This window comes from Pseudomonas sp. A-R-19, assembly GCF_019956575.1.
In the GTDB taxonomy this organism is placed as follows: domain Bacteria; phylum Pseudomonadota; class Gammaproteobacteria; order Pseudomonadales; family Pseudomonadaceae; genus Aquipseudomonas.
Window position 1 is genome coordinate 42,826 of sequence record NZ_JAHBDR010000126.1, and the last position, 11,770, is coordinate 54,595.

8 protein-coding genes and 1 pseudogene are annotated in these 11,770 nt (G+C 49.9%); 2 read left to right on the forward strand and 7 right to left on the reverse strand.

Annotated features, from left to right (window positions below; all coding sequences use genetic code 11):
- Nucleotides 1-3 precede the first annotated feature (3 nt).
- Both KGA88_RS30880 and KGA88_RS30885 read left to right on the forward strand, forming a co-directional pair.
- Complete coding sequence (locus KGA88_RS30880; protein WP_223596627.1) at nucleotides 4-1,686, forward strand: choline dehydrogenase; 1,683 nt, start codon at nucleotides 4-6, stop codon at nucleotides 1,684-1,686.
- Between the two features lie 54 nt (nucleotides 1,687-1,740).
- Nucleotides 1,741-2,523, forward strand: coding sequence for an aspartate/glutamate racemase family protein (locus KGA88_RS30885; RefSeq protein ID WP_223596629.1), 783 nt, complete (start codon nucleotides 1,741-1,743; stop codon nucleotides 2,521-2,523).
- 110 nt (nucleotides 2,524-2,633) lie between these two features.
- On the opposite strand, the gene KGA88_RS30890 is transcribed toward KGA88_RS30885, so the two are convergent.
- The 7 genes and pseudogenes from KGA88_RS30890 to KGA88_RS30915 form a co-directional block, all read right to left on the reverse strand.
- Nucleotides 2,634-3,908, reverse strand: coding sequence for an MFS transporter (locus tag KGA88_RS30890; protein WP_223596631.1), 1,275 nt, complete (start codon nucleotides 3,906-3,908; stop codon nucleotides 2,634-2,636).
- A 166-nt stretch (nucleotides 3,909-4,074) separates the two neighbouring features.
- A complete protein-coding gene (locus tag KGA88_RS30895) occupies nucleotides 4,075-7,005 on the reverse strand; it encodes an FAD-binding and (Fe-S)-binding domain-containing protein (RefSeq protein ID WP_223596633.1) in 2,931 nt (976 codons plus the stop codon).
- Between the two features lie 135 nt (nucleotides 7,006-7,140).
- Nucleotides 7,141-7,443: pseudogene (locus KGA88_RS31905) on the reverse strand (PRC-barrel domain-containing protein); the annotation flags it as partial.
- A 324-nt stretch (nucleotides 7,444-7,767) separates the two neighbouring features.
- Entirely contained in the window at nucleotides 7,768-8,670 is a 903-nt protein-coding gene (rarD, locus tag KGA88_RS30905) for an EamA family transporter RarD (protein WP_223596635.1), read from the reverse strand.
- Between the two features lie 82 nt (nucleotides 8,671-8,752).
- On the reverse strand, nucleotides 8,753-8,902 hold the full coding sequence (locus KGA88_RS31910) for a hypothetical protein (protein ID WP_411740877.1): 150 nt from the start codon (nucleotides 8,900-8,902) through the stop codon (nucleotides 8,753-8,755).
- 26 nt (nucleotides 8,903-8,928) lie between these two features.
- Nucleotides 8,929-9,828 carry a methyl-accepting chemotaxis protein gene (locus KGA88_RS30910; RefSeq protein ID WP_411740878.1) on the reverse strand — a complete coding sequence of 300 codons (900 nt, stop codon included), beginning with the start codon at nucleotides 9,826-9,828 and terminating at the stop codon, nucleotides 8,929-8,931.
- Between the two features lie 197 nt (nucleotides 9,829-10,025).
- Nucleotides 10,026-11,570 (reverse strand): class I adenylate-forming enzyme family protein, encoded by a 1,545-nt coding sequence (locus tag KGA88_RS30915; RefSeq protein ID WP_223596637.1) that lies wholly within the window; start codon nucleotides 11,568-11,570, stop codon nucleotides 10,026-10,028.
- Nucleotides 11,571-11,770 lie beyond the last annotated feature (200 nt).

Genomic DNA, 11,770 nt, shown 5'->3' on the forward strand with positions numbered 1-11,770 from the left:
TAGATGGGAATCACAACAAAAACCCTGCAAGAATACGACTACATCGTTGTCGGTGCAGGTTCCTGCGGAAGCGTGGTCGCATCACGTCTGTCGGAGGATGCTTCGGTTTCTGTACTGCTGTTAGAAGCGGGCCCGGTAGACAAAAGCTGGACCATCGATATGCCGTTAGCCATCGAAAAGTTGCTAACGAGTGACCGTTATAATTGGGCGTATGAATCAGCACCCGATGAAACAATAGGCGGGCGTCAAATCGCTCATCCTCGTGGTCGAGTGCTGGGTGGTTCCTCATCGATCAACGGAATGGTTTACACGCGCGGGCATGCACTCGATTACGAAAATTGGCAGCATAAATACGGTTGCCGAGATTGGGGCTATACGGACGTTCTTCCGTATTTCAAGAAGTCTGAGACCAGCATCAGTGGCAACAACGATTACCGGGGACAGAGCGGGCCGTTATATGTCACTCGTCCGGATGTCATGGCGGACCCACTTAATAGAGCTTTCATGGAGGCGGGTCAGCAGGCGGGATACCCTCAAACGCTTGACTCCAACGGATTTCAACAAGAAGGTTTCGGGCCAAATGAATGCACCATCTACCAAGGCAGTCGATGGAGCACAGCCAGAGCATTTCTCAGTAAAGACGTACAGAAAAGAAAAAATCTACATATCGTGACGGGTGCTTTAGCAGAAAAGATTATCCTGGAAGGCAAAGCTGCCAAAGGGATCAAGTATCGCCGCAAGGATATCAGTACGGAAGTATTGGCCAGACGAGAAGTCGTTCTGTGCGGTGGAGCGTTCAATTCCCCGCAGCTTCTTCAACTTTCAGGCATCGGGCCATCAGATGTGCTTAAGAAAGCGGGTGTAAAACTTGTCCATGAGCTTCCAGGTGTAGGAGCTAATCTCCAGGATCATCCTGATCTGGTCATTAAATGGCGCTGCAAAACGGCTTCCGGACTGGGCGCCGTACTCGGATTTCCAAAAAAACAACTTGTCGGCATCGAATGGTTCTTGAATAAAACAGGTACAGCTGCGAGTAACCAATTTGAAGCGGCGGCGTACCTTCGAACCAGTGAAGGCGTGGAGTATCCCGATCTCAAGCTTGAATTTCTGCCCCTTGCTTTTCAAAACGACACGCTGACACCTTACAAAGGATTCAGTTTTCAAATACACATGAGTTTGATGCGGGTGGAAAGTCGCGGCTGGGTAGCGATACGCTCTGATAATCCGCTGGATAAACCAATCATAAAATTTAATTATTTGTCCGCTGAAAGTGATCTCGTTGCGCTGCGCAATGCAATAAAACTCACGCGTGAAATCGTGTCCCAACCCGCTTTTGATGCTCTGCGTTCTGACGAATTGGAGCCTGGCGCATCAATACAGAGCGATGAGGCGCTTGATAACTGGATCCGAAAAAATGTCGCGACTGCCTATCATCCATCATGCACATGCCGAATGGGGCGCGAAGATGATCCGTTGGCGGTTGTAACTCCAGATCTGAAAGTTCGGGGCATCAAAAATTTGCGCATTGCTGATGCTTCTGTCATGCCTGAGGTCACCGCTTCTAATACCAACGCACCGACTATTATGATCGGAGAGAAAGCCGCCGATCTGATCAAAGGACAGCGGCTACCCCGAGAGCATAAGAACTATTACGTGTCGAAAGACTGGAAAGTTGCTCAGCGGTAACGATAGTTTTAGACAGAATGCCCTATTAATTCATTCAGGCTTGGAGGTGGCAGCGTGGGTGTGAAAATTTGCTTCATAAACCCGTTTGGAACTGATGTTTATAATGATCTTATTATGGAGACGATGAGTCCTTATCTGACAGGCGGGGCCGAACTCTTTGTCACCAATACTAAGAACTGTCCGGAAAATATCGATTACTACTACAACAAGCATCTTATTGAGGAAGCTATTTATGAGAGCTGTATAGATGCTGAGCGTGACGGATTTGACGCCGTGATTGTGGGGTGTTGCTACGATCCGGGTGTTCGAGTAGCCAGAGAACTGGTAGATATTCCTGTCATTGGACCTCTCGAAGCAGCGATGCAACTAGCGCCTTATTATGGCCATGAATACGTTTTAGTGACTGATCATCACAAGGCCGTTCCGTACCTCCGAGACTTGGTTAGGCTGTACGGTGAAGATGCGCACTGTCGAAAGGTGGATTGCATCGACTGGTGGGTTACCGACATGATTCAGGATCCGGCAGGCGTAGCGCGGGATGCCGTGGAAGCGGCAAATAAAATCAAGGAGGAGGCGGGTGCCGATGTAGCAATTTTAGGTTGCACAATCATCTCGGCCTCTTACGAAAAATCAATTCTTGATGGGCAGCCTCGTGATTTTTCTATTTTGAATCCCAATACGATGGCATTGAAGGTAGCGCAGTCATTGGCAGAGCTTAAACAGCAGGGCGCTTACAGTATTAGTCGCCGTGCGTATTATCAAAATCTCAAAGATCGAAATGAACACGAGTTCAATAGTGTTCGTGCACGGTTCGCAAATAGAAAGCCAAACAATTGACGAAGAGGGCAATCGAATGATTGCCCTTACTCATTAGGTCATTGGGTACAGTCATTCACTATTTAATGCAGCCATGATGTGCGGATTCACGCTCGTGACAGGAGGCAATGTTATTGGTCACCTGCAATCGGCGTCTGAATACTTCTGGGCGCGGTGATGAATAGCCAGGCAAGAGCGACTACATAAAGCCCTGGTATCGCGGCGAAGAGCGCTTGGTAATTGTTGTTAGTCAGGGTTAGAAAATGCCCGACTATTTGCGTCATGAGCATGCCACCCATCGCTGCGCACATTCCCCCAAATCCGAAGACAGTGCTGATCATATGCTTGGGTGTGTAATCCATTACTATATTGTAGATGTTTGTAATCCACGCTTGTCCTGCAGCGATCCCAACAGCGATGGCAAAGACACATGTCCAGAGGTTAGGAGAATTGGCAAGTAGAATCGTAGTTACCAGTACGGTGCAACAGGATAATGTCAAAAGCCTTGCGTTAACGGGGCGCATGCCTCGTTTTATGAGATTTGAAGAGATGATGCCTCCTCCGATGCTGCCAAGGTCAGCGGACAAATATATGATGATAAGTGGCAAGCCGATCTGTGAAACGCTGATGCCGAGGGCGTACTCCTGATTCAGGAACGATGGCAACCAATAGAGGTAGAACCAAAATACAGGCGCCGTTAATGTAAAAGCTACTGCGAATGCCCAGGTGCCTCGCATGCGCAGAATTCTGTGCATTGGCACTTTTTCAAATTCGGGTTCATTATCACTTTGAATATGGGACTTCTCGAGCGCGCTTAATTGAGGGTGGCTTTCGGGGTCTCTATAGAATCTTAGCCAAACCATCGACCACACTATTCCGACCGCGCCCAGGGTGAAAAAAACAGATTGCCATCCCCATGTGATTAGCAATATCGGCAACAGGATTGGGGTGATCATGGCACCAATGTGAGTTCCGGCATTGAACAAGCCAGTTGCTAATGCACGCTCTTTTGCAGGGAACCACAGCCTGGAGATCTTTACTCCCGCTGGGTAGTTGGCGGCCTCTGTAAAGCCCAGAATCAGTCTACAGATTATGAACCCGCTGACGCTTGTGACAAATCCATGAAGGCCTGTCGCCAGGCTCCATAATAGTACAGCCAGGAAAAAAACCTTTTTTACTCCGAATCGATCGATGAAAGTACCCTGAGCAAAATAACCAGCCGCATAACCGGCCTGGAACCAAAAATTAATATTGGCATAGTCCATGGTCGACCAATTCAAGCTCTTGCTGAGAACAGGCTGCATGATGCCCAGTGCTGCTCGGTCAATATAATTGAGCGCCGTGGCACAAAAAATCAAACTCAACATTTTCCATCGAACGGCGCCCAGGTGGAATAATAAAGTCATGCGTTGATCCTTGTATTCCAGTAGTGTTTGCTTCAAGCGCGGTGTTTGTTCTGCTCAGCGTGTACAGCCGTTAACCTTGGAGGGTGCAAGTGTAGCGCGCAATACTTGAATGTGGCATCAGGAGGCCGATGTACGTAGGCGATGTCGGCCCCCCTGAAACAGCTAGCTAGGGCAAGACTTTAGCAAGAAGTTCAGCAAAATGCAGTGCCTCCCTGTTCCCGACGTTTTTGATCTGCCCACGACAGCTGAATCCATCGGCTACGACATGTGCATCGAACGGAATGTTGTCGAGATGAGGTTTGAATTCTTCTTGTCCGATTTTTTTGGCCACAGGTGCACTTTTTGCGTGGTAGCCGTAAGCCCCAGCTACGCCGCAACAGCCTGCAGTGATCAGTTGGCCTTTGCCGCCTATATTCTTTAGCACAGTTTCTTCAGCATTCATGCCGCCGCAACTTTTTTGGTGGCAATGCCCGTGGATTCGAATATCCTCATCGATTGTAGGCAATATGATATTTTTACTCACAATGAACTCGCTGAGTGTCATTATCATCGTTTTCAGGCGTGTTGCTCGTTCGTCGTTCGGGAACAAACCTGGCATCTCGTCTCTGAACACCGACAAGCAGCTTGGTTCGAGCACGACTATCGGAGTCTGTTGGTCGATAGGCTCCTTTAGTTGTTCTAGAATTTTCTCGAGATTCGACTTCGCCTTATCGATCATACCCACATCATAATAGGGACGCCCGCAGCAGGTTTGTTTCTTTATCAAGCTGACCGAAAAGCCAAGCTTTTCCAACACTGTGACGCCGGCCTCAAGTACTTTTGGAGTAAAGCCGTTATTGAAACTGTCAATCCAGAGAATTACATTTTTCTCAGACTTATGAGGATTCTTCTGTAACCTCTGAGCGACGCGGCTGGCTTGAAAGCTACCGGTCGCAATTTTAGGAAAATTAACGTCAGGAGCCAGGCCAAATCCTGATGCTATTTTTCGAAACAGTCGATTTTCCATCAAGAAGTTGACGATAGGCGCTATCTTTGTAGCGGCCGGTAGCCATTCTGAAATGCGACCGATCATTGAGTCCATGAGTGGACGTCGGTTGGTTTTATAATACCTGGAGAGAAACTCTGACTTATAACGAGCAATGTCCACGTTCGTCGGGCAGTCTGTTTTACAGCCTTTGCACCCTAGGCAGAGGTCTAATGAATCCTTGACCTGTGCGTTACTCCAGCCGTCTTGAATGACCTCGCCGCGAAGGAGTTCGAAAAACAGTCGTGCTCTCCCTCGAGTGGAATACCTTTCGTCTCGTGTTGCTCGATAGCTAGGGCACATCGTCCCACCTTCCAGGGATCGGCATTTGCCCATGCCTATACAGCGTTCGGTTTCCCGCGCAAAGCCCTGGTCGCCCAAGCGTGCATCGTATGTGAACAAGCTGGTGATATTTTTACGTTGGTAGTCGGGGCCAAGCCGCAGGTTCGAATCTACAGGCATGGCGTCAATGAGTTTGCCCGGATTCATTCGATTTTGCGGGTCCCATATCCGCTTGAAAACACCAAAGGCCTGCATTATTGCCGGTGAATACATGATGTGAAGGTATTCGCCTTTTGCTTGTCCATCGCCGTGTTCGCCCGACAAGGATCCGCCGTACTTGACCACAAGTCTTGCTGCCTCCTCCAGGAAGCTCCGCCACTGAGTCAGCCCTTGGGCAGTCTTTAGATTGAATGTGATCCGAGAGTGGATGCAGCCATCACCAAAGTGCCCGTACAGATTCGTTTTGTATCCGTAACTGTCCACCAGCGCCGAGAACTCCCTCAAATAAGCGCCTAGCTGCTCGGGTTCGACCGCCGCGTCCTCCCAACCCACCACTGGATCAGGTTCATTTGGGTCTAGGCCGAGTGAGGTGGCGGACGCACCGGTCTCCCGAATGGTCCAGATACGGCTGATCAAAGCGCTTTCAGTGATCAGGCGAACGCGCGGCGTTCCCGGCAATTGTTCTGCGATGTCGACGGCTTTCTGAGCCGCTGCTATGGCTTCTTCATGGGAAGTAGCACCGAACTCCACCATTAGCCAAGCATGACCAGCAGGAAGCTCGGCAATATCTGCCAGCTTCATTCCCCGGGTCTTCAACCCCCCAATGATTCCTTCATCTAAACCTTCCATTGCAATCGGATTCAATGGTAACAACTGAGGAACAGCGTCCGCCGCCAGGAATATCTCATCAAAACCATACACGACGAGCACCCGATGAGTCGGGTTTTTAATCAACGTCGTTTCTGCCTGGAGGATTGTTACACAGGTACCTTCCACGCCAACAAGAGCCCTGGCGATGTTGAAACCATTTTCCGGTAATAGCTGATCGAGGTTGTATCCAGACACTCGGCGTTTCAGTCTGGGGAAACCGGAACGGATCTCAGCTTCGTTTCGATCAATAAGCGTCTTGAGTGATTTGACGATTTCAGCCCGCCGGCCCCCTGCGCGGATGTGTTCCTGATAGGTGGCGTCGTCTGTAGGCCCTACCCAGAAACGTTCCCCGTCGTACGTCAGAATTTCAAGTCTCTCGATGTTTTCGACTGTCTTGCCTGCCATTACGGAGTGGGCACCACAGGAGTTATTACCGATCATCCCCCCCAACGTGCATCGACTGTGCGTGGCGGGATCCGGTCCAAAAGTTAAGCCATGTTTTGCTGCAGCGCCTTTTAACTGGTCGCAAATAACACCTGGCTCCACAACCGCAGACCAACGCTCGACGTCAATGGAAGTGATTCTGTTGAGGTATTTCGACGCGTCGATGATGACAGCCGCGTTGACAGCCTGGCCGCACATCGACGTGCCAGCGCCGCGCGGAAGAATCGGTAAGCCTGCTGCCGCACACAGCTTTACTGTAGTAACAACGTCTTCAATAGTCCTGGGTATCACTACACCGATAGGTAATTGCCGATAATTGGATGCTTCAGATGCATAGATAGCTTTCGTTGCAGCGTCAAATCGAATTTCAGCAGTGGTTTGGGCACTGAGTTTTTCTCGAAGTGAGAGTAATGTGTTCAAATCGGTGAGGCGCGGTTGGGCAGTTTGTTTCACGAGGTCGTTCTCTTTGAAGTGCATCGATAGCCCATTTATTTAATATAAGGAAAATGATGAGGTTTTCTCGTATGCCCACACGAAGCTTTCCGAATTGATGAGCAGCGCGCACCTGTGCGGGAATCTTTACGTACCTCACCTATATGTGAGCGAGGTAATTTAACTATGTCCAGCATCGGCCTCCCAATAAGGAGTGATGTTGTAAAACCGATGTAGCGCACGTGCCCATCGCTCGTTCTCAATGTTCGGCCACGCACCTTGCTTGAATCCTGGTTCCTCTCTGACTCTTGCAGCTGTTGCAGCTAAAAGAAAAAGCCGCGCATCGCCATCGTATTTGAGGACGCGCCACGGGACGGCGTGGAGAATGTCAGATCTTCCAAAGAAGCCACCTTCTGAAAGAACTGCATAGGCTATTTTTCCCGCTTTAACATCTATCATGACGTCCGACAGCTTCCCGATGTCTTGTCCGTCCGAGAGTTAATTCGGCTGCCGATGAGTCGAGTAATTGGATCAACGTTAGGGCATGGGCTCACGTTGGTAAGTGATTTATGAGCCGAAATTCTCACTGCTTCTAAGAAAACTTCTTCGCTGGACATTTCAGAGAGTACCCTCGGTCGTGGCAAGCCTGCTTGATCCGCCTCACCAGGAAGTGACTGCTAACCTGCGGCGGGCTTGTGCAGCGAAATGGCCTGAGGCGGGCGCGGCACCACCTAAGTTCATTCCTTGCCTACGCATCATACCGCAAAGGATTAAAAAAAGACCACTCAGTCAGTTTTGTTTTCTGCTTTATGAATTTGTTAAGCGTTGAGGCTTGTCACGTGATGAGTACCAGAGGTCTACGCTGTAAAGGCCTAAACCTGCCCAAATGAAGCTGAGCGCCGTGAGGGTAGTGTTGAGCAGCGGTTCGCCGAAGACACTGACGGCCAGAAGAAGCATGAGGGTGGGCGATAAATACTGCAGGAATCCCAGTGTGGTGTAAGGAACACGTCGAGCCGCCGCGTGGAAGCATATCAATGGGATTAGCGTGAATGGGCCAACTGCCACTGCCCACCAGGCGTCAACGGTGCCCCAGTAGGGAGCACTGCCAGTGATAGAGTCGGGGGTGGTGAGGAGCCACGCTATGGCCAATGGACATAGCAATAGGTTTTCCATTGCCATGCCTGGCAAAGCAAGTACCTTGGCTTGCTTTCGAATGACTCCGTATAAAGAAAAACAAGCTGCCAAGGAGAGGGAAATCCACGGCACTGCCCCGTAATGCCACACTTGTGACCCGACACCCACAACGGCAAGGAACACGCTAAACCACTGAATGGCGCGAAGTCGTTCTCTTAGTACAAGTGAGCCAATCAGCACATTGAGGAGGGGTGAGATGTAGTAACCCATGCTGGCTTCTACAATTTGGTGATTATTAACTGCCCAGATATAGATGACTTGAGATGAACTCACCAGTAATCCGCAAAGCACCAGTACGAATAGTCGACCAGGATGAGCGCGAAGCTCCGAGAGGCGATGGCCCTGGCGCCAGATAATCAGACCTGTAATACCGAAGACGGCTGACCAAATGATTCGCTGGCCGACAATCTCGAAAGGCGGAAGATCGGCTAGTTGTTTATAGAAGAGCGGCGAGAGCCCCCACGCCAAGTAGGCAAATAACCCTAATACATAACCCTGACGCTCATGGATAAGCATTTCCGTCTCCTGTTGAGTTTATTACCTTCATGAGGCAGCCTCTTCGTACCATTAACAGACCCGTCGGCTTTAACCGTCCTTGTCATACTCGAAAATGACTCATCAGTGATTGCTGAGTGGTAGCGATTACGTTCAGATTCGGGCTAACTTCTGCCGATCGATCGGATTGACCAACGAGCAATTCAGTGACATCTCGGATATTGGCCATACTGCGATTGACTTCTTCGGTCACGGAACTTTGCTCCTCCGCGGCACTGGCTATTGCAAATTCATCTGGTTGATGGTTTCAACGCCTAGATAAATCTTCTCTAACGCCAATAGCGCTTGCTTAGCTTGAAACACGCTTGTTGCTGCTTGCACGTGGCTTGATTTCATGGATTGCACAACGGAACGGGTGCCACCTTGAAGCCGATCGATGACCCCATGAATTTGATTCACTGATTGCTGCGTGCGTTGAGCGAGGGTGCGTACTTCGTCCGCTACCACTGCAACACCGCGCACGGATTCCCCCGCGCGAGCAGCTTCAATGGCCACGTTAAGTGCAAGTAAGTTGGTTTGGTCTGCGACGGAACGGATGACATCGAGGACTGCACCGATCCGCTCGCTATCCACTGCGAGAATTTCGACCTCTCGCATGGATGTATCGATTCCGGCTGCCAAAATGTCTATGAAACAAGCCGTTTGCCGAACGCTAGTCATACCCTCTTGAGCAGCAATATCGACGACTCGCGCTGCTTCTGCTGCCTGGGTGGCGTTGCGTGCGACGTCTTGAGACGTGGCGCTCATTTCCTGGGAAGCTGTGGCAACCTGGTCGATCTCCCGGAACTGCCGCAGCATACCTTCATTAGTCAGGGAGGCAACATTCAAAGAGACAGGGGAGAGGAGTGCATCCTGCATTAATTGACCGCTGAGGGTTTCGCTAAATGCGACGGTGCTATTAAATCGTTCAGTAATGAGGCTGGATTGTTGTTCCCCCACTAAGTTTAAATATTGTATGGCGCTATTTTTCAGGATCTCTGAGCTGGAGTCCGCTGCCACGCTTGATAACATTTGAACACGATTGATCGAGAGTCCTGTGAGTGCGGTCATCACACCCACTGTGCAAAGCCAATACAATAGCGTTGTTCTGTTTTTTATTGAGGGCGATGTTAAGGGCATGCCGCGGTTCCGATCGGAATGGAATTCAACGTCTTTGGCAAGTATCAACCGAGCTCATTCTATGCGAGTGAGTGCCAGGATCGAACTCGGCAAAACGGCTAACTGATAATGTGCTGTGAATAGTATCGGGAAACGACTTTCAAGCGAGGAATGCAACACATAGCCGATTTGTCTCGGCTATGTGTTTGAAGTGGAAACTATGACATGGCGACCGAGATAGTGTGTGTGGACCACTGTTTTTTTAACGCCTGTTTATCTACTTTTCCAGTAGTGCCCAGTGGCAACACGTCGCACACAATAATAGACGCGGGTACTTTAAATTTGGCGAGGGCTACTGTGCAATGTTGAATAAGGCTGCTTTCCAGAGCCTTCCTGCCTTGACGAGATTTAATGAAGGCGACGGGTACTTCTCCATAACGCTCGTCAGGTACGCCAATGACCGCCGCATCTTGAACGTCCGGATGCCGTTGCAAAACACTTTCAATTTCGACCGGCGAAATATTCGCACCCCCACGAATAATAATGTCCTTGATGCGTCCGGTAATATAGACGTGTCCGTGTGCATCGATCGAGCCCAGGTCGCCGCTTTTGAACCATCCATCAACAAGCGATGCTTGCGTCAAGGCATGATCTTTATGATATCGCTTGAGCATGGATGCTGCTTTCACTAGCATTTCACCTGCAACACCCGGCTCACACTCTTTTCCATCCGCCGCCACGATCTTGATGCTCGCGTTAGGCGCAATGCGTCCTACACACGTCTCGGGGTGTGGGTTTGGATCATTTGCGAATTTACCAATTAGCGGGTAACACTCGGTCATTCCATAATAATTTTGCAGTTTTTGACCGAAACGTATCTCGAATCGTTTCTTGAGTTCATCAGCCAGCGGAGCCCCGCAGCAAATAAGTGACCGAACTTTAGACAGGTCGTAACGGATGTCTTGCTGTTCGCTGTGTTCCAGCATCATGGAATACATCGTCGGAACACCGGTGTATACGGTGACCTCGTGTTTAACCATTGAATCCAACACTTCTACTGGGTGAAATCGTCGGTGAATAACGACCTTCATGCCATTTAACAAGCCGACGGTCGTGGCGGTTGACAGCCCCAGAAGGAACCCTAAGGGCGCAGCTACCACGGTGCAATCGTTACCGTTCAGCCCCCAAAAGTCTTTAAGTGCCTTTGCTGCGCCCAATTGTGCAGTGTGATCCATCACCACTGCCTTAGGGGTACCTGTAGTACCTGAGGTGTAAGCAATAATCAGATCATGCTCTGCCTCAGGTACCGAAGGAGCAATCAGATTGACCCCCCATTCTGAGCGCACCGGCATGCGAAGAGGCCGGAACTGGCTCCTGAACATAGCGGTTTCAGAACTGTCAATCATCAGCGCTGTAGCATCTTCGTCCAGAAAGAGAAACTTGGCCTCGCAGTGATTCAAAATGTAGGCAATCTCGGCGGGTGTCAGATTGAAATTTAGGGGTACAAAAACTACACCCAGTTTCGCTGCTGCGTAGTAGTGAATAGCAAAGTCTGGACTGTTTTGACCGAACGCAGCTATCGAATGTCCCTGTCGCAATCCCAAACTATTTAAATAGTCGGCAACCACATCAATACGGTCGATCAGCTCCTTGTACTGGATGGTTTGCCCCTCATAGACGATGGCTGATGCTGAAGGCGTGCGCAGGGCTATTTCCGCCAGTGCGCTGTAGAGGGTCGTCGAAGTGAATAGTGTGTCCTGCATACCGGAACAATCCTATGAGGTTGGGTGGTATCAATTTTTGAAGGTAGAGCAGGCTATTTCTATGCCAGAGCTGACTGACCTCGTCTCAGGCACTCGGCTGATGTGCGTTTGTTGGTTTCGCACGATCACCTTTGACAGTCGAGCTGCCGCCTTTTGCGAGACTGACCATCGGGTATGTAAAAATACCTTATCGGATACTA

Coding starts and splice junctions, on each gene's coding strand:
- KGA88_RS30895 (WP_223596633.1), bottom strand. CDS start 7,005: ATGCACTTCAAAGAGAACGACCTCGTGAAACAAACTGCCCAACCGCGC.
- rarD (WP_223596635.1), bottom strand. CDS start 8,670: ATGCTTATCCATGAGCGTCAGGGTTATGTATTAGGGTTATTTGCCTAC.
- KGA88_RS30890 (WP_223596631.1), bottom strand. CDS start 3,908: ATGACTTTATTATTCCACCTGGGCGCCGTTCGATGGAAAATGTTGAGT.
- KGA88_RS30910 (WP_411740878.1), bottom strand. CDS start 9,828: ATGCCCTTAACATCGCCCTCAATAAAAAACAGAACAACGCTATTGTAT.
- KGA88_RS30915 (WP_223596637.1), bottom strand. CDS start 11,570: ATGCAGGACACACTATTCACTTCGACGACCCTCTACAGCGCACTGGCG.
- KGA88_RS30880 (WP_223596627.1), top strand. CDS start 4: ATGGGAATCACAACAAAAACCCTGCAAGAATACGACTACATCGTTGTC.